This is a genomic window from Bradyrhizobium sp. SZCCHNS1050 (assembly GCF_032484785.1).
Classification (GTDB): Bacteria; Pseudomonadota; Alphaproteobacteria; order Rhizobiales; family Xanthobacteraceae; genus Bradyrhizobium.
The window spans coordinates 5,058,378-5,080,926 of the sequence record NZ_JAUETR010000001.1; the positions used below are offsets into that span (position 1 = coordinate 5,058,378).

General features: G+C 65.7%; 21 protein-coding genes. 17 read left to right on the forward strand and 4 right to left on the reverse strand.

The annotated features are described in order from the left end of the window. Positions 1-66: 66 nt before the first annotated feature. The 4 genes from QX094_RS22895 (at position 67) to QX094_RS22910 (ending at position 5,450) form a co-directional block, all read left to right on the forward strand. Positions 67-828: an SDR family oxidoreductase gene (locus QX094_RS22895; RefSeq protein ID WP_315715613.1), complete on the forward strand. Its 762-nt coding sequence runs from the start codon at positions 67-69 to the stop codon at positions 826-828. Between the two features lie 48 nt (positions 829-876). Beyond that, positions 877-1,713, forward strand: a complete 837-nt coding sequence (locus QX094_RS22900; protein ID WP_315715614.1) for an enoyl-CoA hydratase family protein — start codon at positions 877-879, stop codon at positions 1,711-1,713. Positions 1,714-1,800: 87 nt separating this feature from the next. After that, on the forward strand, positions 1,801-4,149 hold the full coding sequence (locus QX094_RS22905) for a bifunctional salicylyl-CoA 5-hydroxylase/oxidoreductase (protein ID WP_316188142.1): 2,349 nt from the start codon (positions 1,801-1,803) through the stop codon (positions 4,147-4,149). Positions 4,150-4,202: 53 nt separating this feature from the next. Beyond that, positions 4,203-5,450: a flavin-dependent oxidoreductase gene (locus QX094_RS22910; protein WP_315715616.1), complete on the forward strand. Its 1,248-nt coding sequence runs from the start codon at positions 4,203-4,205 to the stop codon at positions 5,448-5,450. A 117-nt stretch (positions 5,451-5,567) separates the two neighbouring features. Here QX094_RS22910 and QX094_RS22915 read toward each other — a convergent pair whose 3' ends face one another. Together QX094_RS22915 and QX094_RS22920 are read right to left on the reverse strand one after the other, a co-directional pair. Continuing rightward, positions 5,568-6,026 (reverse strand): cupin domain-containing protein, encoded by a 459-nt coding sequence (locus tag QX094_RS22915; RefSeq protein WP_315715617.1) that lies wholly within the window; start codon positions 6,024-6,026, stop codon positions 5,568-5,570. A 20-nt stretch (positions 6,027-6,046) separates the two neighbouring features. Further along, positions 6,047-7,231 (reverse strand): ABC transporter substrate-binding protein, encoded by a 1,185-nt coding sequence (locus QX094_RS22920; protein ID WP_315715618.1) that lies wholly within the window; start codon positions 7,229-7,231, stop codon positions 6,047-6,049. A gap of 305 nt (positions 7,232-7,536) precedes the next feature. On the opposite strand from QX094_RS22920, the gene QX094_RS22925 reads away from it, so the two are divergent. The 4 genes from QX094_RS22925 (at position 7,537) to QX094_RS22940 (ending at position 11,332) form a co-directional block, all read left to right on the forward strand. Then, on the forward strand, positions 7,537-8,031 hold the full coding sequence (locus tag QX094_RS22925) for a MarR family transcriptional regulator (protein ID WP_315715619.1): 495 nt from the start codon (positions 7,537-7,539) through the stop codon (positions 8,029-8,031). A 165-nt stretch (positions 8,032-8,196) separates the two neighbouring features. After that, a complete protein-coding gene (locus QX094_RS22930; RefSeq protein ID WP_315715620.1) occupies positions 8,197-9,888 on the forward strand; it encodes a benzoate-CoA ligase family protein in 1,692 nt (563 codons plus the stop codon). A 21-nt stretch (positions 9,889-9,909) separates the two neighbouring features. Beyond that, the gene (locus QX094_RS22935; protein ID WP_315715621.1) at positions 9,910-10,356 is read left to right on the forward strand and encodes a RidA family protein; all 447 of its coding nucleotides are present in this window, start codon (positions 9,910-9,912) and stop codon (positions 10,354-10,356) included. A gap of 700 nt (positions 10,357-11,056) precedes the next feature. Then, entirely contained in the window at positions 11,057-11,332 is a 276-nt protein-coding gene (locus tag QX094_RS22940) for a hypothetical protein (RefSeq protein WP_315715622.1), read from the forward strand. 302 nt (positions 11,333-11,634) lie between these two features. On the opposite strand, the gene QX094_RS22945 is transcribed toward QX094_RS22940, so the two are convergent. Together QX094_RS22945 and QX094_RS22950 are read right to left on the reverse strand one after the other, a co-directional pair. Continuing rightward, the gene (locus QX094_RS22945) at positions 11,635-13,008 is read right to left on the reverse strand and encodes a vWA domain-containing protein (protein WP_315715623.1); all 1,374 of its coding nucleotides are present in this window, start codon (positions 13,006-13,008) and stop codon (positions 11,635-11,637) included. A 7-nt stretch (positions 13,009-13,015) separates the two neighbouring features. Then, a complete protein-coding gene (locus QX094_RS22950; RefSeq protein WP_315715624.1) occupies positions 13,016-13,975 on the reverse strand; it encodes a MoxR family ATPase in 960 nt (319 codons plus the stop codon). Between the two features lie 276 nt (positions 13,976-14,251). Between QX094_RS22950 and QX094_RS22955 the strand changes: the two genes are divergently transcribed. The 9 genes from QX094_RS22955 (at position 14,252) to QX094_RS22995 (ending at position 22,549) form a co-directional block, all read left to right on the forward strand. Then, positions 14,252-14,665 (forward strand): TspO/MBR family protein, encoded by a 414-nt coding sequence (locus QX094_RS22955; protein ID WP_315715807.1) that lies wholly within the window; start codon positions 14,252-14,254, stop codon positions 14,663-14,665. A 246-nt stretch (positions 14,666-14,911) separates the two neighbouring features. After that, on the forward strand, positions 14,912-15,811 hold the full coding sequence (locus tag QX094_RS22960) for a LysR substrate-binding domain-containing protein (RefSeq protein ID WP_315715625.1): 900 nt from the start codon (positions 14,912-14,914) through the stop codon (positions 15,809-15,811). Between the two features lie 444 nt (positions 15,812-16,255). Continuing rightward, a complete protein-coding gene (locus tag QX094_RS22965) occupies positions 16,256-17,632 on the forward strand; it encodes an MFS transporter (RefSeq protein WP_315715626.1) in 1,377 nt (458 codons plus the stop codon). Positions 17,633-17,680: 48 nt separating this feature from the next. Then, positions 17,681-18,706 carry an amidohydrolase family protein gene (locus QX094_RS22970; protein WP_315767947.1) on the forward strand — a complete coding sequence of 342 codons (1,026 nt, stop codon included), beginning with the start codon at positions 17,681-17,683 and terminating at the stop codon, positions 18,704-18,706. Between the two features lie 17 nt (positions 18,707-18,723). Then, positions 18,724-19,419 (forward strand): 4-carboxy-4-hydroxy-2-oxoadipate aldolase/oxaloacetate decarboxylase, encoded by a 696-nt coding sequence (ligK, locus tag QX094_RS22975; protein ID WP_011925385.1) that lies wholly within the window; start codon positions 18,724-18,726, stop codon positions 19,417-19,419. 2 nt (positions 19,420-19,421) lie between these two features. Next, on the forward strand, positions 19,422-20,360 hold the full coding sequence (locus QX094_RS22980) for an NAD(P)-dependent oxidoreductase (protein ID WP_315715630.1): 939 nt from the start codon (positions 19,422-19,424) through the stop codon (positions 20,358-20,360). 8 nt (positions 20,361-20,368) lie between these two features. Beyond that, a complete protein-coding gene (locus QX094_RS22985; RefSeq protein WP_315715631.1) occupies positions 20,369-21,283 on the forward strand; it encodes an amidohydrolase family protein in 915 nt (304 codons plus the stop codon). A 12-nt stretch (positions 21,284-21,295) separates the two neighbouring features. After that, on the forward strand, positions 21,296-21,685 hold the full coding sequence (ligA, locus tag QX094_RS22990; RefSeq protein ID WP_257168873.1) for a protocatechuate 4,5-dioxygenase subunit alpha: 390 nt from the start codon (positions 21,296-21,298) through the stop codon (positions 21,683-21,685). Continuing rightward, positions 21,686-22,549: a class III extradiol dioxygenase subunit beta gene (locus QX094_RS22995; protein WP_315715633.1), complete on the forward strand. Its 864-nt coding sequence runs from the start codon at positions 21,686-21,688 to the stop codon at positions 22,547-22,549. It begins immediately after the preceding gene.

Genomic DNA, 22,549 nt, shown 5'->3' on the forward strand with positions numbered 1-22,549 from the left:
AAAAATTTGAAGTTTAAAATAACTTCCCCGTCGAGACCTGCCAACGAAATCAGAGGAGGCGCACGCATGTCCGGACTTCCGCAAGCCGCGCATGCGATGGTGACGGGGGGCGGGCGCGGCATCGGCCGCGAAATCGCGCGCGCCTTGAAGCTTGCGGGCGCAACCGTGACGATCGTCGGTCGCAACGGCGCAACGCTCGATGAGGCGGTCGCGGCCGGATGCGCGGATCACGCCGCAATCGCCGATGTTGCCGATCCGGCGGCGCTCAATGCCGCAGCCGCAAGCGCCGCCGCGCGTCGGCCGATCGACATCCTGATTGCCAATGCGGGAAGCGCAGAATCGGCGCCGTTCCTGAAATCCGACACCGCGCTGTTCCACCGCATGATGGACATCAACTTCATGGGCGTCGTCCACGCCGTGCAGGCGGTGCTGCCGGCGATGAAGGGCAGGCCCTATGGCAGGATTGTCGCCGTGGCGTCGACCGCGGGTCTCAAGGGCTATCCCTATGTCAGCGCGTACACCGCGGCCAAGCATGCGGTCGTCGGCCTCACGCGATCGCTGGCGCTGGAGCTGGCCGCGACGCGCGTCACGGTCAATGCCGTGTGTCCCGGCTTTACCGATACCGATCTTGTCGCGGAAAGCGTCGACAACATCATGAAAAAGACCGGCCGCAGCCGGGAGCAAGCGATCGCCGAACTTGCCAAGCACAATCCGCAGGGGCGTCTCATCACGCCGCAGGAGGTTGCCGACACCGTGCTGTGGCTGTGCGGCAGCGGTGCCGGTGCGATCACAGGGCAGGCGATCGCGGTTGCCGGCGGCGAAGTGTGAGCCGCAGCGCCCTGGCCTAACGAAGACAGTTGAACAGAGGGAGCTTACATGTCGAGACCGGCCAATCCCGTCACCGTGCCGCTGGCGGACTACAAGCCCAGCCATTTCCTGCTTGCGGTCAAGGATCGCGTCGCGACCGTGACGTTGAACCGGCCCGAGCGCAAGAACCCGCTGACCTTCGAGAGTTATCGCGAGCTGACCGACTTCTTCCGGGCCTGCGCGTTCGACGATGACGTCAAGGCGATCGTCGTGGCCGGTGCAGGCGGCAATTTCTCGTCCGGCGGCGACGTTTTCGAGATCATCGGTCCGCTGGTGAAGATGGACACTAAGGGCCTGACCGCGTTCACCCGCATGACCGGCGATCTGGTCAAGGCGATGCGCGCCTGTCCTCAGCCGGTCGTGGCTGCCGTGGAGGGCATCTGCGCCGGCGCGGGCGCGATCGTCGCGATGGCCTCGGATATCCGGCTCGCCACGACCGGTGCCAAGGTCGCCTTCCTGTTCAACAAGGTCGGCCTTGCCGGCTGCGACATGGGCGCCTGTGCGATCCTGCCGCGCATCATCGGCCAGTCGCGCGCCTCCGAGCTGCTCTACACCGGCCGCTTCATGAGCGCGGACGAAGGCGAGCGCTGGGGCTTCTTCAGCCGTATCGTTGCGCCGGCCGAAGTGCTGACCCAGGCGGTGACGCTGGCGACCGAGATCGCGAACGGTCCAACCTTCGCCAACACCATGACCAAGCGCATGCTGGCCATGGAATGGGCGATGTCGGTGGAGGAGGCGATCGAGGCGGAGGCAGTTGCCCAGGCCTTGTGCATGACAACAGAGGATTTCAATCGCGCTTTCGAAGCCTTCGCCGCCAAGTCCAAACCGGTCTTCCAGGGGAATTGAGCTGCTGCGGGAACCGAAGGGACTTGCCAGGAGATATTTTAGGTCTAAAATAATTTTCATTGGCTCGGCTCTCCAGTGGAGGCGCTCATGAAGATCGCGATCATCGGCGGCGGACCTGCCGGTCTCTATGCGGCGATATTGCTCAAGAAGCAGCGGCCCAGCGCCGACATCGCGGTCTACGAGCGCAACCGCGCCGACGATACGTTCGGCTTCGGCGTGGTGTTCTCCGACGCCACGCTCGACAATTTCGAGAAGCACGATCTGCCGAGCTACCAGCGGATCACCCAGGAGTTCGCCTACTGGGATGATATTGCCGTGCATTTCCGCGGCGCGGTCCACCGGGTCGGCGGCAATGGTTTCTGCGGCTGCTCGCGCCGCACGCTGCTGCGAATCCTGCAGGAGCGAGCGCGCGAGCTGGGTGTGACCCTGCAGTTCGAGGTCGACCTCGAGGACGAGTCGCAATTCGCTGATGCGGATCTCCTGATCCTGTCTGACGGCATCAACAGTCGTTTCCGTCAGAAGTACGTCGATCACTTCCAGCCGGAGGTGGATCTGCGCGCCAACAAGTTCGCGTGGATGGGCTCGACCAAGCCGCTCGATGCCTTCACCTTCATCTTCCAGGAGACCGAGTGGGGTCCGTTCATCGCGCACGCCTACCAATACGAGGCGGGGCACTCGACCTGGATCTTCGAGACCGATCCAGAGACCTTCGAGCGGGCCGGCCTGACCGGGCTCGATGAGCGGCAATCCGCCGACCGCATGAAGGAGATCTTCGGCTGGTTCCTCGGCGACCATCCGCTGCTGATCAACCGCTCGATGTGGCGCAATTTCCCGATGATCCGCAACAAGCGCTGGGTCAAGGACAACATGGTGCTGCTCGGCGACGCCAAGTCGACTGCGCATTTCTCGATCGGCTCGGGCACCAAGCTTGCGATGGAGGACGCGATCGCGCTGGCTGACGCCATGCAGCGCGCGCCCAACATTCCGGCGGCGCTCGATCTTTACGAGCATGGCCGGCGCGAGGAGGTCGAGAAGACCCAGCACGCCGCCGACGTGTCGCTGGTCTGGTTCGAGCACGTCGACCGCTTCTGGGATTTCGATCCGGTTCAGTTCGCGTTCGGCGTGATGACGCGCTCGAAAGCGATCACCTACGACAATCTCACTCTGCGCGCGCCGGACTTCGTGGCCGAGGTCGACAAGGCCTTCGCGCGCCAGGTGCGATCCAAGGGGTTTGACGTCGATGTCGACAAGCCGGTCGCGCCGATGTTCCAGCCGCTCAAGCTGCGCGAGATGACGCTCGCCAACCGCGCCGTGCTGTCGCCGATGTGCATGTACTCGGCCGAGGAGGGCGTGCCCGGCGATTTCCACCTCGTGCATTATGGCTCGCGGGCGATCGGCGGCGCTGGCCTGCTGTTCACCGAGATGACCTGCGTCAGCCGCGATGCGCGTATCACGCCTGGCTGCGCCGGCCTTTGGAACGATGCGCAGCAAGCGGCGTGGAAGCGCATCGTCGGTTTCGTTCATGCGAACTCGCGGGCGAAGTTCGCGCTGCAGCTCGGCCACGCCGGCCGCAAGGGCGCGACCAAGTTGATGTGGGACGGCATGGACCGTCCGCTGGAGCAGGGCGGCTGGGACATCGTGTCGGCGTCGCCGCTGCCGTACTTCCCGGACAGCCGGGTGCCGCGCGAACTCGACCGCGCGGCAATGGATGCGATCAAGGCCGACTTCGTTGCGGCCGCCGAACGCGGCCACGCTTGCGGATTCGACATGCTCGAACTGCACTGCGCCCACGGCTATTTGCTCGCCAGCTTCATCTCGCCGCTGACCAACAAGCGGACGGACGAATACGGCGGGTCGCTGGAGAACCGGTTACGCTTTCCGTTGGAGGTCTTCGCCGCCATGCGCGCGGCGTGGCCGGCGCACAAGCCGATGTCGGTGCGCATCTCCGCCACCGACTGGGCCGACGGCGGCGTCACTGGTGACGACGCGGTGCTGATCGCCCGCGCGTTCGGCGAGGCCGGCGTCGATCTCGTCGATGTCTCGACCGGCCAGACCGTTTGCGAGGCCAAGCCGATCTACGGCCGCATGTTCCAGACGCCGTTCTCCGATCAGGTCCGCAATGAGGCTGATGTCGCGACCATGTGCGTCGGTAACATCACCTCGGCCGACCAGGTCAACACCATCCTGGCCGCCGGCCGCGCCGATCTCGTCGCGCTCGGCCGTCCGCATCTGGTCGACCCCGCCTTCACGATGAAGGCCGCGGCCTGGTACGGCGCCGACATGTTCTGTCCGCCGCAATATCTGCCGGGCAAGGAGCAAATCTTCCGCAACAGCGTCCGCGACCGGCAGGATTTCGAGGAGCTGAAGATTAAGGCTAAGCCGAAAACGCGGGCCGAGCTGACGGCAGAGGCTGCGAAGCCGCTTGCGGCGGAGTAAGGCTCCGTGCCACGCTGCTGCCCGGTACGAGAAGTACGAGTGGAGTAGAGGCGATGAAGGCGATCATCGTTGGCGGCGGTATCGGCGGATTGACCACGGCCCTGATGCTGCGGGCGCGCGGCATCGACTGTGAGCTGTTCGAGCAGGCGGATGCAATCCGCGAGCTCGGTGTCGGCATCAACACCCTGCCGCACGCGATCCGGGAGCTCGCCCAGCTCGGGCTGCTCGACCGGCTCGACGAAGTCGCCATCCGGACCTATGAGCTGTTCTACTTGACTCGGCGCGGCCAGGAGGTCTGGCACGAGACCCGCGGGCTCGACGCCGGCCACGACGTGCCGCAATTCTCGATTCACCGCGGCCGTCTGCAGAGCGTGATCCATCAGGCGGTGATGCAGCGGCTCGGGCCTGAGAAGGTCCACACCGGCTGCCGGCTCGGCTCGTTCACCCAGGACGAGGGCGGTGTGACCGCCTATTTCTTCGACCGCACCGGCGCTCATGTTCACACCGTCCGCGGGGACGTCCTGATCGGCGCCGACGGCATTCATTCCAAGGTCCGGCAGACGCTGTTCCCCAATGAGGGCGCGCCGTGCTGGAACGGCCTGATGCTGTGGCGCGGCGCCACCGACTGGCCGGCGTTCCTGACCGGGCGGTCGATGATCATCGCCGGCGGCCTGAACGCCAAGGCGGTGATCTATCCGATCGCCGAGGGCTCGAGCCCCGCGACCCGCCTCACCAACTGGGCCGTGCTGGTGCGCATCGGCGATGCCAACACCGCGCCGCCGCGGCGTGAGGACTGGTCGCGGCTCGGCAAGACGGACGAGCTGATGCCGCATGTCAACGGCTTCTCCATTCCCCAGGTCGACTTCGCCGCGATGGTGCGGGCGACGCCGGAGTTCTGGGAATATCCCTGCTGCGACCGCGATCCGCTGCCGTACTGGTCGAGCGGCCGCGTCACCTTGTTGGGCGATGCCGCGCATCCGATGTACCCGGTCGGCTCCAATGGCGCCTCGCAGGCCATTCTCGATGCCCGCGCGCTCGCCGATGCCTTGGCCCGCTCCGAGCATCCGCGCCAGGCGCTGATGGCCTATGAGCAGAAGCGGCTGCCGATGACCGCCGAGATCGTCGCGTCGAACCGCCGCGGCGGCCCCGAGGGCGTCATCGATGCCGTCGAGCAGCTCGCGCCGCAAGGCTTCACGGACATCAACACCATCCTCAACTACGAGGCCCGAGAGGGTATCGTGCGCGGTTATGCGAGCCGGGCCGGCTTTGCCGCGCGGATGGTAACGCGGCAGGCGTCGTAGCAACGATCTGAGACTGCCCGAACGGCTGCCCCTCGCCCCATCCCTCTCCCCGTGAGGACGGGGAGAGGGAGCGCGCTACGTTCTGCGCAACAGTTCGAAACAAGCGCCAGATCAGACTCACGCCCCCGGAGGCGGGGGCAGAAAGTGGATGTTGTGCTCGGCGGCGAGCTTCACCACGTCGTCCGGGTTCTGCTCGCGCATGTTGTGGATCGCCCAGAACAGCTCGTAGAGCCGCCGCGTCGGCGACACCCAGAACAGCGTCTTTGCCGTCTGCTGCGACTTGTTGAAGATGCCGTGCGGCTTGCCCATCGGCAGCCGCACCGTGTCGCCGGCGGTGGCGTATTCCTCGGCGCCGTCCAGGAAGAAGTCGAGCCGTCCTTCGAGGATGTAGAGATACTCGTCCTGGTCGGGGTGGATGTGCGGCGGCACGAAGGTGCCTACCGGGAACGTCGCGTGCCAGGAGAAGCTGTGCTCGGTGCGGTTCTTCGGCACATAGACCTGGCCGAGAATTTTCCAGGAGATGCCCTGGATGCCCTCATTGGCCCGGGTGATGCCGGCGATTTCCGGATGGTTCATGTCGTTTTCGCTCCCTGCTGTTACTTGGCCGCGCAATCCTTGGCGTAGCGGTCGGCGTAGTTTTCAAACACCTTCTGCACGATCTCGGTCTGGAACTTGCCGTCCGGCCGCTTGGCGACCTTGGTCAGATAGAAGTCCTGGATCGGATAGCCGTTGGTGTTGAACTTGAAGTTACCGCGCAGCGAGGCAAAATCGGCCTTCTTCAGCGCCGCGGCCACTGCATCCTTGTTGCTGAGGTTGCCGCCGACCGCCTTCACGGCGCTGTCGATCAGCAGCGCAGCGTCATAGGCCTGCATCGCGTAGGTGCCGGGCACGCTGTTGTAGGCGGCCTCGTAGCCGGCGACGAACTTCTTGCTCTGCGGATTGTCGAAATTGGGCGCCCAGTTGGCGCCGCCGAACATTCCGACCGCGGCATCCTGCTGCGCAGGGAGCGTGGATTCGTCGACCGTGAAGGCCGAGAGCACCGGAATGGTGTCGGCAAGGCCGGCCTGCTTGAACTGCTTGACGAGGTTCACGCCCATGCCACCCGGCATGAAGGTGAACACGGCGTCCGGCTTCTGCGAGGAGATCTTGGACAGTTCAGGCTGGAAGTCGAGCGTGTTGAGCGGAACGTAGGACTCTTCGACGATCTCGCCCTTGTAGTCGAGCTTGAAGCCGGCGACGGAATCGCGCCCGGCTTGATAGTTCGGAACCAGCAGATACATCTTCTTGTAGCCGCGGTCCTGCGCGACCTTGCCGAGAACGGCATGCACCTGGTCGTTCTGGTACGAGGTCACGTAGAAGTAGGGGCTGCATTCCTTGCCGGCGTAGCTGGACGGACCGGCATTCGGGCTGATCAGGAAGGTCTTGTTCTCGGTGACCGGCCGGTGGATGGCCTGCAGCATGTTGGAGAAGATCGGACCGACGACGAAGTCGACCTTGTCACGCTCGAGCAGGCCCTTGACCTTGGTGATCGCGGCATCCGGCTTCAGCTCGTCGTCGGCGACGACCACCTCGACGTCCTTGCCGCCCATCTTGCCGCCGAGGTCCTTGATGGCAAGGTTGAAGCCGTCGCGGACCTGGCCGCCGAGCGCGGCGGCGGGGCCGGAGAGGGTGACGATGACGCCGATCTTGATCTTGTCGTCGGCCAGCGCCGGCTGGGCGAGCAGGCTCGCGGCAATGCCAAGACCGACGCCGAGACCGGCCAGCTTCGAACTCATTTTCATGACAACTCCCCCGGGATGCGGAAATTCAGGTTTATGTTTTTTGCACCTGACCAAACGATGGGCCAGACCGCAGCTTGGTCACAAGCCTAGTCTGATGACGCCCTCAGCTGCAAGCGAGCTGCTTGCGGAAGGGGCAGTTTCGGCACGCATGCAAGCGCCGCGCCAATTGCTTGAAGGTTAAAGGAATTGCCGCCTCATCGTCCTGCGCAAAATGACGGTACATTTTTCCTTGCTCCCAGGAGGTCCTGAAGGTCAAACTCACGAGCCTCGCCAGACGAGGCTGAACGTGCCCAAGTGATTCCGTCATGACGCTTGATTCCGAGACCAAGGCCGTCGAGCTGCCCGAGGACCATGCCGAGGAGCTGCGGCTGTGGCTGCGCCTGCTCACCTGTACGACCCTGATCGAAGGCGAGATCCGCAGCCGGCTGCGCGAGCGTTTCGACGTGACCCTGCCGCGTTTCGACCTGATGGCGCAGCTCGACAAGGCGCCTGATGGCATGACCCTGTCCGACGTCTCCAAGCGCATGATGGTCTCGAACGGCAACGTCACCGGACTGGTCGAGCGCCTCGTCGAATCCGGCCATCTGGATCGCCGCACCTCCGACACCGACCGCCGCGTCCAGGTGATCCGGCTGACCAAGCTCGGCCGCGCCGAATTCCGCAAGATGGCGGCCGAGCACGAGACCTGGATCGCGGAAATCTTCGGCGATCTCACGGAGAAGGACGTGCGCGAGTTGATGCGGCTGCTCGCCAAGACCAAGGGATCGGCGCAGAAGGCCGTGCAGCGCCGGCAGGATTGAAGCGGGCCTGACAGGACGTCGCAGGCCACGCTGCCACGCGCGGCAGGCGCTCAAACAATTTGCGGGCAGTGCACAATCTTCGGCTCTTGCGCCTAGATGTTTTAAGTCTAAAATGTTTAGGACTGAAACGTGCCGGGCGTCCTTCCCTTCAGACAGGAGCGTGTGATGGCCACTGCCGCCAAGGTTCAGCAGCCGGAGAGCACCAGCGCGCATGCGCATAGCGCCCACGTCGACACCTTCGCCCAGGACAATCTGCCGCCGCGTGAGCTGTGGCCAGACTTCGTCTTCAGCCGGCCCGAATTCCAGTATCCGCCGCGGCTGAACTGCGTGACGCATTTCGTCGATCGCTGGGTCAAGGAGGGGCGGGGCGATGCGCCATGCATCATCAGCGCTGACATCAGCTACACGTATCGCGAGCTGCAGGCACTGGTGAACAGGATCGCCAACGTCCTGGTCGGCAAGCTCGGTCTCGTGCCCGGCGGCCGCGTGCTGCTCCGCTCCGCGAACAATCCGATGATGGTTGCCACCTATCTGGCCGTCATCAAGGCCGGCGGCATCGTGGTCGCCACCATGCCGCTGCTGCGCGCCAAGGAGCTGTCCTATCCGATCCAGAAGGCGCAGATCGCGCTGGCCTTGTGCGACGGCAAGCTGGCCGACGAGATGGAAAAGACCCGCCCGATCGCGCCGGCGCTGAAGCAGGTGGTCTATTGGGGCAACGGCCAGCCCAACGCGCTGGAGGCGCTGATCGCCGATGCCAGCCCGGAGTTCACCGCGGTCGATACCGCCTCCGACGATCTCTGCCTGATCGCATTCACCTCCGGTACGACCGGCGATCCCAAGGGCACCATGCATTTCCACCGCGACATGCTCGCGGTGTGCGACGGCTACGCCCGCAACGTGCTGCGCGCCAGCCAGAGCGACCGCTTCATCGGCACCGCACCGCTCGCCTTCACCTTCGGTTTCGGCGGCGTGCTGTTTCCGATGCACATCGGGGCATCCTACGTCGTGCTGGAAAAGACCTCGCCGGACGATCTGCTCGCGGCCATCGAGCGCTACAAGGCCACCATCTGCTTCACGGCGCCGACCGCCTATCGGGCGATGCTGAGCAAGCTCGAGGGGCGCGACATCTCCTCGCTGCGCAAATGCGTCTCCGCCGGTGAGACCCTGCCGAAGCCGACCTTCGACGCCTGGCTGAAGGCGACCGGGCTGAAGCTGATGGACGGCATCGGCTCGACCGAGATGCTGCATATCTTCATCAGTGCCGTCGAGGACGAGATCCGTCCCGGCGCCACCGGCAAGCCGGTGCCGGGCTACGAGGCCAAGATCGTCGACGACGAGGGCCACGACGTGCCGCCGGGCACGATGGGGCGGCTCGCGGTGCGGGGTCCCACCGGCTGCCGCTATCTCGCCGACGAGCGTCAGCGCAAATACGTCCAGAACGGCTGGAATGTCACCGGCGACACCTATGTGATGGATGAGGACGGCTACTTCTGGTATCAGTCGCGCTCTGACGACATGATCGTCTCGTCCGGCTACAACATCGCCGGCACCGACGTCGAGGCGGCGCTGTTGACGCATGCGGCGGTCGCCGAATGCGGCGTCGTCGGTGCTCCCGACGACGCGCGCGGAATGGTCGTGAAGGCGTATGTCGTGCTGGCGCCGGGGGTGGAAGGCACGCCGGCGCTGGTGGCCGAGCTGCAGGAGCATGTCAAACGCGAGATCGCGCCGTACAAATATCCGCGCGCGATCGAGTTCGTGACGCAACTGCCCAAGACCGAGACCGGCAAGCTGAAGCGGTTCGCCCTGCGGCAGATCGCGCAGGCTGCCGCTACGCCGTCGCCCGGCGCGGCCTCGTAGGAGAGACAAGGAGAGACGTTCGTGAGCACGACCAAGGCGCCCACGCTGGCCGTGGTGAAGCAGGATGAGGCCGAGGGCATGCGCGTTCTGCAGCCGAGCGGCTGGCCGATGCCAAAGGGCTACGCCAACGGCATCAGTGCCGAGGGGCGCATCGTCGTCACCGGCGGCGTGATCGGTTGGGACGCGAGCGAGACGCTCGCCGATGGCTTTGTGACGCAGGTCCGGCAGGCGCTGGAAAACATCGCCGCGATCCTGGCTGAAGGCAATGCGCGTCCGGAGCACCTGGTGCGGCTGACCTGGTACGTCGTCGACATGGATGAGTATCTCGGCAATTTGAGGGAGCTTGGGAAGATCTATCGCGAGATCTTTGGCAGTCATTATCCCGCGATGGCCCTGGTGCAGGTCGTCAGGCTGGTCGAGAAGGCCGCGCGGGTGGAGATCGAGGCGACTGCGGTGGTGCCGCGCTGAGGGCGCGTGCTGCCGGCAGGGGCTGGTCTTTGATCGGTCGAACTTGGAACGTGACATCGCGTTCTCGCGGCTGGTCGGCCCGAGCTTTGCTGGTCGATCACCCCCGGCGAAAATCGAGGGCGCAGGGAAGGCCGGGTGTCCACCACACCCGCGGCCCCCTGCGACAGAAAATGCACGGGGCAGGAACCACAGGTGGGCCGAACATGCCGGCCTTCCCTGCGCGATGTTTGACGGCTTATACGTGGTCTCCCTGGTGCGCCGGGCTTGTTGGCCACCATGATCCGCGCGATGCACTGAGCATCGTCGCGAACGTGATACCAGCGTCGGGGTATCAGGACATCACGACTTCACCGTACGCCACGACATCACTCGTCCGCGCAACAAGCGCATGATGCAACGGCGTCCACCGCGGCCTGCCCCACGTATCGTGACGACGCGTACGCCCCTCTTCGCCTGGGCAGGTTGGGCGCAAGCATCGTGGTGATTTGCCCGACGGCACAAGGCCAGCGCGCTGCGACATGGTAACGCGACGGGCAGTCACACAGGACATCACGGTTCGCAGGCATGTCGCTTCGTTAGTGGAACAATTGTGGTCGTCTGATGATCCTGCCGCCGAATGAACGACTTGGGATCGCCATGTCGCAGACATCAACCTGTTCGAGCGTGACGGCGCAGTGGCGGGTGAGAGCAGGGGGCGGACTTGGACTGGAAACTCTTCGTGACGACGGCGCTGGCCGCCGGCATCGGCGCCGCGGCCGGCGCGCTGGCATTGGCGACGGCCGGGGGCGGCGGCATCGAGCATCAGGCCGACGCCAAGATGCTGGAGATCGGCGTCGCCATCCTGCGCGAGCCGGCGCGGGTGGATGACGATCCGATGCGGTCATGGGCCGTGCGGGTGGTCGAGAAGAAGTCGGGTGTGACTTTTACAGATCAGCAGCGCGCGGCGTTGCTGAAGCGGGCCGCGGGGGGACGGTAGCTCCGCTCCCGGTGCGTAGGGTGGGCAAAGGCGCGCCGTGATCGCGATTGTTTTTTGGCACTGTCTGATCGCGCCGTGCCCGCCGTTGTTCGCGGACGGTCCGCCGGTGGGCACGCGATCGTGCGGCTTACTCCGCACGACGGCTTTGTCCACCCTACGAACTTATGGCGTCATTGCGAGGAGCGCAGCGACGAAGCAATCCAGAGTCGCGCACTCGGCCCTGGATTGCTTCCGCCTTCGCCCGAGAGGGCTTCGGCGGACACCTCGCTGCGCTCGCAATGACGCGTGGGGAGAGCGGAGTGCTACTGATACGCCGAGACGATGTCGCTCACAGCGCGTTCCAATTGCTGAGCTGTCGCGCAGGGGCGGACGACGTTGCAGAAGGTCTGGTAGCGCGGCATCTCTGAATCGCCCCAGCCCCAGGTCATGCGGCCCTCTGGATTGAGCCAGACCACGCGCTTGGCGCGTTCGGAGATGGCTTTGAGGATGTCGGCGCGTGGGTCGAGCTTGTTGCTGCGGGCATCACCCAGAATGATCACGGTGGTCTGTGGCGTCACCGACGACATGAACTGCTTCTCGAAATCCACCAGCGAGGAGCCGTAGTCGGACGAGCCGAAGCCGACCTTGTGCATGATCTCGGCCATGGCCTCCTCGGCCGGCTTCTGCTCAAGGATCTCGCTGACCTCGATCAGGTGGCCGGAGAACGCGAACGAGCGAACATCGCTGACGACGTCGTGCAGGCTGTGGATCAGCAGCAGGAAGAAATCCGAGACGCGGGCGACGGAGCCCGAGACGTCGCACAGCGCGACGATCTTCGGGCGGTCGCGGTGCCGGCGCTTCCACGCGGTGAGGAAGGGCACGCTGCCCCAGGCCGCGTTGCGGCGGAGCGTGCGGCGGACGTCGAGATGGCCGCGGCGCTGGCGCTTGCGCGGCTTCGCATAGCGCTCGCGCAGGCGGCGCGCGATCTGCCGGATCAGCGCCCGCATCTCCGCGACCTGGCGCGGCTCGATCCGCGACAGCTGCGCGTTGCGCAGGATCTCGTGGCGAAGGTTCTCGGTCTCCTCGCGGCCGTACAGCGCGAGCGACTGCGCGACCGCATCGCGCACGGTGTCGCGCAGGCCGTCGAGCCCGGCCTGCAGCCGCTCCGCCAACGCCGGATTGGTCTCGGTGAGCCTATCGAGATCGTCGCGCAGCCGCTGGATCCCCATCGTCTCCAGCATGCGGCTGGAGAACAGGCCGCGCTGGGTGAAGTAGCGGATCTCCGACAGCCCGACGGCGCTGGACGCGTTGGCGATCGCGGCCGAGATGTCAGCCGTGTTCTGCGCCAGCAGCATCTGGGCAAGAGCGCCGAGCTCCGCGTCCGCCTCACCGCCGATCGGCTCTCCGGATGGCGGGGCCGACTGGGCCTCATTCGACGCCGCGTCCTGCTGCGTCTCGTCATTCGCCTCGGCCTGCGCCGGATCGACATGGGCGAAGAACAGGTCGAAGCAGGCGCCGAGGGCCTTCTTCTCGTCCTCGCTCTTGGCGAGCGTCAGCAGCAGGCTGTCGCGCAGCACCGTGCGATCGGCGAGACCGACGCTCGCCACAGCGCGCATCGCGTCGATGCTCTCGGCCGGCGACACGTGCACGCCGGCGCCGCGCGCCGCCCGAAAGAACCGATGCAGGTTCTCCTGCATGAGAGCCTCACCCGAAGATGTTCTGGCGCTGCGCCTTGGCGACGAAGGTCGTCACCTGCGGCAGCGCCACCTCGATGTCGGACTCGTATTTCAAGAGCACGTTGAGCGTATCCTTCACCACGTCATGGCCGAGCTCGGCCGCCTGCAGCAGCACCAGCACGCGCGCCCAGTCGATGGTCTCGCTGACCGACGGCTGCTTCTTCAGGTCGAGCGTTCTGACGTCGTGGATGAAGGCCACGAGCTGCCGGCGCAGATTCTGCGAGATGCCGGGCACGCGGCTCTCGACGATGCGCTCTTCCAGCCGCTGCTCGGGGAAGCCGATGTGCAGATGCAGGCAGCGCCGCTTCAGGGCGTCGCCGAGGTTGCGCTCGGAGTTGGAGGTCAGGATCACGGTCGGCGGCTTGGCGGCGGCGATGCTGCCGAGCTCGGGGATCGTGACCTGGAAGTCCGAAAGGATCTCCAGCAGCAGCGACTCGAACTCGGCGTCGGACTTGTCGATCTCGTCGATCAGCAGCACGCAGCCGTTGGGCTCGAGCAGCGCCTGCAGCAGCGGCCGCGGCTCGACGAACTCCTTGGAAAAGAACACGTCGCCGAAATCGTGCAGCTGGCCGAGCGCCGCATGCAAGGTCTGAGCGCCGCCGAGCACCTCGCCGAGCTTGTCCTTCAGGATCTGGGTGTAGAGCAGCTGCTTGGCGTATTTCCACTCGTACAGCGCCTTGGCCTCGTCAAGCCCCTCATAACATTGCAGCCGGATCATCTTGAGGCCGCGCCAGGCGGCGATCGCCTTGGCAAGTTCGGTCTTGCCGACGCCGGCTGGGCCCTCGACCAGGATCGGCTTGTCGATCGCCTGCGACAGGTACACGGCGGTGGCGATCTGGCGGCTGGCGATATAGCCCTGGGCGGCGAGGCCGGCTTCGACGGCCGCGATCGAGGCGATGGCTGAAGAGGGGGCCGGGGAATCAGCCACTGACGAAACTCCGTTTCCTGGTATCAGGACCCGGCGCAGATGTGATCGGCGTTCCGGTCCCTGGACGTTGGTGGTCAGGCGAAAACCCTGACTTTTCCTCGCATTGTGTTATGTCCTGGCTACGCGTCCCGGGCAGCCCTGTCCAGTGCGCGCGTGGGTGCCTCGGCCGCATGGCTGCCGGTCGCCAGCGGACCGGACCGAGAACCTCCTCCTGCAAATCACGCCGAGCGGAATATGAACCGATCCATCCTGCATCTCCTCGTCCTGCTGGTTCTCGTGGTCGGAGGCGGCTGGATCATCGGCGCCTCCAACATGCCCGGCGCCTGGTACGGCTCGCTCAACAAGCCTTGGTTCACCCCGCCGGGCTGGCTGTTTCCGATCGCCTGGACCGTGCTCTACGTCATGATCGCGGTCGCTGGCTGGCGCACCTATGAGCGGGTCGAAAGCGGTGCGGTGATGCAGGTGTGGTGGGGACAGCTGGTGCTGAACTTCGCCTGGTCGCCGGTGTTCTTCACCGCGCATCTGATGTGGGTCGCGTTCGCGATCATCGCCAGCATGTTCGTGCTGATCGTGACCTTCATCGTGATGCAATGGCGCGAGGACCGGATCGCGGCGCTGCTGTTCGTGCCCTATGCCTGTTGGGTCGCGTTCGCGTCGGCGCTGAATTTTGCGGTGAACGTGCTGAATTGAGATGAGGCGGCTGATGGGGAGAAGCTGTCAACAATCGGGTGTGCTGCCGCCGCGTCCTCCGCTGTCGTCCCTGCGAACGCAGGGACCCATACCGCGGACGGCCGATTGTCGGAAAAGACTCCGAGTTGCCTTTCGTGCTCAACAATCAGGGCCGGTGGTTATGGGTCCCTGCGTTCGCAGGGACGACAGTCGGGGGTGGGGCGGGCAGCGCGGCAGACTGACGCTTGATGGTCGAGGCGTTCACCCATGAATCTCAAGCAGCTCGAATATTTCGTGCAGGTCGCCGAGCTCGGCTCGTTCAGCAAGGCCGCGTCCGTGCTCGACGTGGCGCAGCCGGCGCTGTCGCGGCAGGTGCGGGCGCTGGAATCGGAGTTGAAGCAGCAGCTGTTCGCGCGCAACGGGCGGGGCGTGGCGCTGACTGAGGCCGGCAAGCGGCTGCTCGACCACAGCGTCGGCGTGCTGCAGCTGGTGGCGCATGCGCGCGAAGATCTCGGCGCCAGCCGCGATGCGCCGGTCGGCCGCGTCACCATCGGCCTGCCACCGAGCATCGCGCGGCAATTGACGCTGCCGCTGATCGATCGCTTCCGCAAGGAGTATCCGGCGGCGCGACTGGCCGTCGTCGAGGGGCTGTCGACGCATGTGGTGGAGTGGGTCACCACCGGACGCATCGACGTCGGCATGGTCTACAATCCCGAGGCCCAGGCCGGCATCGAGATCACGCCGGTGCTGCAGGAGCCGCTGGCGCTGGTGAGCCATGCGCCCAAGGGCAAGCGCCGCGTCACCGCGCCGCTGCCGATGGCCGAGCTGTCGCGCTACAGCCTGATCATGCCGGAGCGGGTGCACGCGATGCGGCGCCTGCTGGAGACGCAGGCGGCGCTCGCCGGGATCAAGCTCGACATCGCCTGGGAGGTGTCGAGCGTGCCCTCGATCATCGATCTCGTCTGCGCCGGCTACGGCCACGCCGTGCTGACCCCGAGTGGCGTCGCCGCCTCGGGCCGCGCCAGCGAGCTCGCCATCCGCCCACTGACCGAGCCCGCCCCGACCAGCGTGCTGTGCTTCGTCACCTCGGCGCACAAGCGCCCGACGCCGCTGGCGCAGCAGACCATCAAGCTGGCGACCGCGCTGATCCGGAAGCTGCCGCGGTAACTGAAGCACTCTGTATCCGCTCTACCGGTGCCCACCCTCCCCTGGAGGGGGAGGGTCGCTCGCACGCGAAGCGGGCGAGCGGGGTGGGGTGAAGCCATGGGCACCGGTGCATCTGGAGAGATCACCCCACCCCGCCTCACGGCTCGCTTCGCTCCCCGTGAGCCGACCCTCCCCCTCCAGGGGAGGGTGGAGCCCGCGGTGTCTGAGCCGTGCGAAAGCCAACAGCGGAGTTGTTCAGACCCATTCTAAAATCAGCATGGCTCATCTGATATCTTATGCCGTTTCAGAATAGCTGATAGAAGCCCCCGGGCGCTGGCGCGGGCCGGCGCGCTCGGTCACATACCCGGTCAAGCCGCCGAAGCAGCAGGGCCGATCCCGTCAGGGATCGCGCGCCCTGCGGACCTCGGCCAACGCGCCAGAACAGCACCCAAGGAAGCAGAAGCGATGCCAACGACCGCCCGCGTCGACGTCCAGGCCTTTCTCGACGACCACAAGTTCTCCGGCTTCCAGTGGCTGATCTTCGCGCTCGGCTTCGTCATCGTGCTGCTCGACGGCTTCGACACCGCGGCGATCGGCTTCATCGCGCCGTCGCTCCTGAAGGAGTGGGGCATCGAGAAATCGGCGCTTGGACCGGTGCTGAGCGCGGCGCTGTTCGGTCTTGCCGGCGGGGCGCTGTTCGCGGGGCCGATCGCCGATCGTCTCGGCCGCAAGCTGGTGCTGGTCGGCTCCGTGCTGATCTTCGGCATCGCCTGTCTGGCCTCGGCGTTCGCGACCAACCTGACCGAGCTCACCGTGCTCCGCTGCGTCACCGGCATCGGCCTCGGTGCCGCCATGCCGAATGCCGTGACCCTGCTCAGCGAGTACTGTCCGGGCCGGCTGCGCGCGACCATGACCAACCTGATGTTCTGCGGCTTTCCGCTTGGGGCGGCCTGCGGCGGCTTCCTCGCGGCGTGGATGATCCCGCAATGGGGCTGGCGCAGCGTGCTGGTGCTCGGCGGCGTCACGCCGCTGGTGTTGACCGTGCTGCTGATCGCGATCCTGCCGGAGTCGGTGCACTACCTGCTGTCGCGCGGCGCGAGCGTCGAGCGCGTCCGCAAGGTGATGCGCCGGATATCGGCTGCAGCCTCCGATGTCGCCCAGTTCGTGATGCTGGAGCCGGAGCACGCCGAGACCACCCGGCGCGTCAACGCCACCGGCATCGGCATGGTGCTGTCGCCGGTGCTGCGCGTCGGCTCGGTGATGCTGTGGGTCACCTATTTCATGGGGCTCGTGATCTTCTACTCGCTGATCAACTGGATGCCGATCCTGTTCAAGGATGTCGGGCTCAACCCGCAGACCGCGACCCTGATCTCGGCGCTGTTCCCGCTCGGCGGCGTCGGCGCGGTGTTCTTTGGCCTGCTGATGGACCGCTTCAACGCCAACCGCATCGTCGCGGTCGGCTACGCCCTGACCGCGGTGACGATCTTCCTGATCGGGCAGGCGGTCGGGAACATGGGCTTCCTGGTGGTGATCGTGTTCGCCGCCGGCGTCGTCATGAACACGGCGCAGTCGTCGCTGCCGGCGCTGGCCGCCTCCTTCTATCCGACCCAGGGCCGGGCCACCGGCGTGGCCTGGATGATGGGCATCGGCCGCTTCGGTGGCATCGCCGGCTCATTCCTGGTCGCCGAGCTGACCGCGCGCCACCTGACCTTCAGCGAGATTTTCACCGTGATCGCGGTTCCCGGCTTGATCGCGGCGCTCGCCCTTGTGGTAAAGCAGGTCGTGGGACCGGGAGGCCGCGGCAGCGGCGAGGATGTCGGCTCCGCCGTGGTGGCGCATTGAGCGGCGCGCGCCACCGCAAGACACAGAAGCTTTGAGGGAGAGACTGACGTGATCATCGACGTGCACGGCCATTACACGACGGCCCCGAAGGCGCTGGAAGAGTGGCGCAACCGGCAGATCGCGGGCATCAGGGATCCCTCCGTCATGCCCAAGGCGTCGGAGCTTTCGATCAGCGACGACGAACTGCGCGAGAGCATCGAGAGCAACCAGCTCAAGAAGATGAAGGAGCGCGGCAGCGACCTCACCGTGTTCTCGCCGCGCGCGAGCTTCATGGCGCACCACATCGGCGACTTCCAGGTGTCCTCGACCTGGGCCGCGATCTGCAACGAGCTGTGCTACCGCGTCAGCAAGCTGTTCCCGGACAATTTCATCGGCGTCGCGATGCTGCCGCAGTCGCCGGGCGTCGACCCCAAGACCTGCATTCCCGAACTGGAGAAGTGCATCAAGGAGTACGGCTTCGTCGGCATCAACCTCAACCCGGATCCCTCGGGCGGCCACTGGACCTCGCCGCCGCTGTCGGACCGGCACTGGTATCCGATCTACGAGAAGATGGTCGAGCTCGACATCCCCGCGATGATCCACGTCTCCACCAGCTGCAACGCCTGCTTCCACACCACGGGCGCGCACTACCTCAACGCCGACACCACGGCGTTCATGCAGTGCCTGACGTCGGACCTGTTCAAGGACTTCCCGACGTTGAAGTTCCTAATCCCGCATGGCGGCGGCGCGGTGCCGTATCACTGGGGCCGGTTCCGCGGCCTCGCCCAGGAGCTGAAGAAGCCGCTGTTGAAGGATCACCTGCTCAACAACATCTTCTTCGATACCTGTGTCTATCACCAGCCGGGCATCGACCTGCTCACCGGCGTGATCCCGATCGACAACATCCTGTTCGCGTCGGAAATGATCGGCGCCGTCCGTGGCATCGACCCGGAGACCGGCTTCTACTACGACGACACCAAGCGCTATATCGAGGCCGCCAAGCTGACCCCCGAGCAGCGCCACCAGATCTATGAAGGCAATGCACGGCGCGTGTTCCCGCGGCTCGACGCCGCGTTGAAGGCCAAGGGCAAGTAATCTAAAGGGCAGGCGATATGAGCACCCCCATGAACAATCTCGGCATCGTCAAGACGAAGATCACCCGCGCCGACAAGGCGGCGGTGGAGAAGCTGTCCAAGTTCGGCGTCGCCACCATCCACGAGGCGATGGGCCGCGTCGGCCTGATGCAGTGCTACATGCGCCCGATCTATCCGACGGCGAAAATGTGCGGCACGGCCGTCACCGTGCTGCTGCAGCCCGGCGACAACTGGATGCTGCATGTTGCGGCCGAGCAGATCCAGCCCGGCGACGTCGTCGTCGCCGCCTGCACGGTGGAGAACACCGACGGCTTCTTCGGCGATTTGCTGGCGACCAGCTTCCGCGCCCGCGGCGCCCAGGGCCTCGTGATCGACGGCGGCGTGCGCGACGTTGCTGATCTGACTGAGATGCAGTTCCCGGTGTTCTCGCGCGCCATCTCGGCTCGCGGCACCGTCAAGGCCACGCTCGGCTCGGTCAACATCCCGATCGTCTGCGCCGGAGCTGCCGTCAATCCGGGTGACGTGATCGTCGCCGATGTCGACGGCATCGTCGTGGTGCCGGCCGCGGTCGCCCACCAGGCAGCCGACGCCGCTGCTGCGCGCGAGGCCAACGAGGCCGACAAGCGCGAGAAGCTCGCGTCCGGCGTGCTCGGCCTCGACATGTACAAGATGCGCGAGCCGCTGGCGAAGGCCGGGCTCAAATACATCGATTGAGCATGACCGCGGCGTCCAACCCAAATCCTTCGAACCGATGGCATGTCGGGCTGATCGGCTACGGCGAGGTCGGCAAGATCCTCGCCGAGGATCTGCGCAAGGACGGCGTGCGCGTCTCGGCCTATGACGTCAAGCTGGCCGACTCGCGCGGCGACGCGATGCGTGACCACGCCGACAGCATCGGCGTGACGCTGGCCGCATCGCATGCGGAGCTGGCGGCGGAGGCCGACTTCATCGTCTCCGCGGTGACCGCCAGCCAGGACGTGGCCGTCGCCGAGGCCTGCGCTGCAGCCATCAAGCCTGGCGCGTGGTTCCTCGACTTCAACTCGGCCTCGCCCGGCGCCAAGCAGCGCGCCGCCGCGCTGATCGACGGCGCCGGCGGCCGCTATGTCGAGGGCGCGGTCATGACCTCGGTGCCGCCGTATCGCATCAAGGTGCCGCTGCTGCTCGGCGGCGCCGGCGCGCGCGAGTTGGCGCCGCTGCTCAACGATCTTGGCTTCGCCGCCAAGCCCGCCAGCGACAAGCTCGGCGTCGCCTCGGCGACCAAGATGTGCCGCAGCATCATGATCAAGGGCCTCGAGGCGATGGTGATCGAGAGCTTCACCACCGCGCGCGCCTATGGCGTCGAGGACGCGGTGCTGGCTTCGCTGCAGGAGACGTTCCCCGGCATCGACTGGGAGAAGCAGGGCGCCTATTTCTTTCAGCGCGTGATCGAGCATGGCCGCCGCCGCGCCGAGGAGGTGAGGGAGGTTGCCGAGACCGTGCGCGACATCGGGCTGACGCCGTGGTCGGCGGAAGGCACCGCCGAGCGCCAGGCCTGGGTCGCCGATCTCGCCGATGGCGGCCTGTTCGGCACCCGCGGCACCAAGGAATTCGCGCGCAGCCCGGACTGGCGCACCGAGGCCGATCGCATTCTCAACAAGATCAAGTCCAAGGAGTAGGGAACCTCATGGAGTTCCAGAAGACCCCGGGATGGCTCGACTGGTATGACGGCCCGTCGAAGCCGCGCTTCAAGGTGCCGGCCGGCAGTGTCGACGCGCATTGTCACGTGTTCGGCCCCGGCGCCGAATTCCCCTATGCGCCCGAGCGCAAGTACACCCCCTGCGACGCCTCCAAGCAGCAGCTCTATGCGCTGCGCGACCATCTCGGCTTCGCGCGCAACGTCGTGGTGCAGGCAACCTGCCACGGCGCCGACAACCGCGCCATGGTCAATGCGCTGGTGCATTCCAACGGCAGGGCTCGCGGCGTCGCCACCGTCAAGCGCAGCGTCACCGACGAGGAACTGAAGGCGATGCACGACGCCGGCGTGCGCGGCGTCCGCTTCAATTTCGTCAAGCGCCTGGTTGACTTCACGCCCAAGGACGAGCTGATCGAGATCGCCAACCGCATCAGCAAGCTCGGCTGGCATGTCGTGATCTATTTCGAAGCCGTCGACCTGCCGGAGCTATGGGACTTCTTCACCTCGCTGCCGACCACGGTCGTCGTCGACCACATGGGCCGTCCTGATGTGACCAAGCCGGTCGATGGTCCGGAGTTCGAGCTGTTCGTGAAGTTCATGCGCGAGCACGGCAACGTCTGGTCCAAGGTGAGCTGCCCGGAGCGTCTCTCGGTCAAAGGACCGCCGGCGCTGAACGGCGAGCAGAGCGCCTATCGCGACGTGGTGCCGTTCGCCCGACGCATCGTCGAGACCTTCCCGGATCGCGTGCTGTGGGGCACCGACTGGCCGCATCCGAACCTGAAGGACCACATGCCGGACGACGGCCTGCTGGTCGACTTCATTCCGCATATCGCCGTCACCGCGGAGCTGCAGCACAAGCTCCTGGTCGACAATCCGATGCGGCTGTACTGGCCCGAAGAATCCTGAAGGAGGGAAGCGATGTCGCTCGACAAACCCTATACCGACGTTCCCGGCACGACCATCTTCGACGCGGACATGTCGCGGATGGGCTATCACCTCAACCAGTTCTGCATGTCCCTGATGAAGGCGGAGAACCGCGCCCGCTTCAAGGCCAATGAGCGCGCCTATCTCGACGAATGGCCGATGAGCGAGGAGCAGAAGCAGGCCGTGCTCGACCGCGACCTCAACCGCTGCATTGCGCTCGGCGGCAACATCTACTTCCTCGCCAAGATCGGCGCGACCGACGGCAAGAGCTTTCAGCAGATGGCGGGCAGCATGACCGGCATGACCGAGGACCAGTACCGCGAGATGATGATCAAGGGCGGCCGCTCGGTCGAGGGCAACCGCTACACCGGGGAGAAGAAGTAAATGGCCCATATCTCCGCAAGCGTCTTCACCTCGCACGTCCCGGCGATCGGCGCAGCCCTCGACCTCGGCAAGACCGGCGAGGATTATTGGAAGCCGGTCTTCGCCGGCTACGACTTCGCCAAGCAGTGGGAGAAGGAGCAGAAGCCGGACGTCGTATTCCTGGTCTTCAACGACCATGCGACCGCCTTCAGCCTGGACATGATTCCCACGTTCGCGATCGGCACCGCGGCTGAATATCAGCCGGCCGACGAGGGCTGGGGCCCGCGCCCGGTCCCCAAGGTGATCGGGCATCCGAAGCTCGCCGCGCACATCGCGCAGTCGGTGATCCAGGACGATTTCGACCTCACCATCGTCAACAAGATGGACGTCGATCACGGCCTCACCGTGCCGCTCAGCCTGATCTTCGGCCAGGTCGATGCCTGGCCGTGCCCGGTGATCCCGTTCGCCGTCAACGTCGTGCAATATCCGGTGCCGTCCGGCCGCCGCTGCTTCATGCTCGGCAAGGCGATCCGCAAGGCGATCGAGAGCTATGACGAGCCGCTCAACGTGCAGATCTGGGGCACCGGCGGCATGAGCCACCAGCTGCAGGGGCCGCGCGCCGGCCTGATCAATCGCGAATGGGACAACATGTTCCTGGACAAGCTGATCAACGATCCGGAAGGCCTGTCCAAGGTGCCGCATATCGAGTACGTCCGCGAGGCCGGCAGCGAGGGCATCGAGCTCGTGATGTGGCTGATCGCGCGCGGCGCCATGAGCGACGTCAACGAGACCAAGAAGGGCAACGCGCCGACCGTGCGTCACCGCTTCTATCATGTGCCGGCGAGCAACACGGCCGTCGGCCATCTGATCCTGGAGAACAACTGA

Excerpts from the sequence above, each read along its gene's own strand:
- QX094_RS22945 (WP_315715623.1), bottom strand. The coding sequence starts at position 13,008 with ATGCAGGAGAACCTGCATCGGTTCTTTCGGGCGGCGCGCGGCGCCGGC.
- QX094_RS22905 (WP_316188142.1), top strand. The coding sequence starts at position 1,801 with ATGAAGATCGCGATCATCGGCGGCGGACCTGCCGGTCTCTATGCGGCG.
- QX094_RS22925 (WP_315715619.1), top strand. The coding sequence starts at position 7,537 with ATGACGCTTGATTCCGAGACCAAGGCCGTCGAGCTGCCCGAGGACCAT.
- QX094_RS22965 (WP_315715626.1), top strand. The coding sequence starts at position 16,256 with ATGCCAACGACCGCCCGCGTCGACGTCCAGGCCTTTCTCGACGACCAC.
- QX094_RS22910 (WP_315715616.1), top strand. The coding sequence starts at position 4,203 with ATGAAGGCGATCATCGTTGGCGGCGGTATCGGCGGATTGACCACGGCC.
- QX094_RS22895 (WP_315715613.1), top strand. The coding sequence starts at position 67 with ATGTCCGGACTTCCGCAAGCCGCGCATGCGATGGTGACGGGGGGCGGG.
- ligA (WP_257168873.1), top strand. The coding sequence starts at position 21,296 with ATGTCGCTCGACAAACCCTATACCGACGTTCCCGGCACGACCATCTTC.
- QX094_RS22985 (WP_315715631.1), top strand. The coding sequence starts at position 20,369 with ATGGAGTTCCAGAAGACCCCGGGATGGCTCGACTGGTATGACGGCCCG.
- QX094_RS22920 (WP_315715618.1), bottom strand. The coding sequence starts at position 7,231 with ATGAAAATGAGTTCGAAGCTGGCCGGTCTCGGCGTCGGTCTTGGCATT.
- QX094_RS22915 (WP_315715617.1), bottom strand. The coding sequence starts at position 6,026 with ATGAACCATCCGGAAATCGCCGGCATCACCCGGGCCAATGAGGGCATC.
- ligK (WP_011925385.1), top strand. The coding sequence starts at position 18,724 with ATGAGCACCCCCATGAACAATCTCGGCATCGTCAAGACGAAGATCACC.
- QX094_RS22980 (WP_315715630.1), top strand. The coding sequence starts at position 19,422 with ATGACCGCGGCGTCCAACCCAAATCCTTCGAACCGATGGCATGTCGGG.
- QX094_RS22960 (WP_315715625.1), top strand. The coding sequence starts at position 14,912 with ATGAATCTCAAGCAGCTCGAATATTTCGTGCAGGTCGCCGAGCTCGGC.
- QX094_RS22995 (WP_315715633.1), top strand. The coding sequence starts at position 21,686 with ATGGCCCATATCTCCGCAAGCGTCTTCACCTCGCACGTCCCGGCGATC.
- QX094_RS22930 (WP_315715620.1), top strand. The coding sequence starts at position 8,197 with ATGGCCACTGCCGCCAAGGTTCAGCAGCCGGAGAGCACCAGCGCGCAT.
- QX094_RS22900 (WP_315715614.1), top strand. The coding sequence starts at position 877 with ATGTCGAGACCGGCCAATCCCGTCACCGTGCCGCTGGCGGACTACAAG.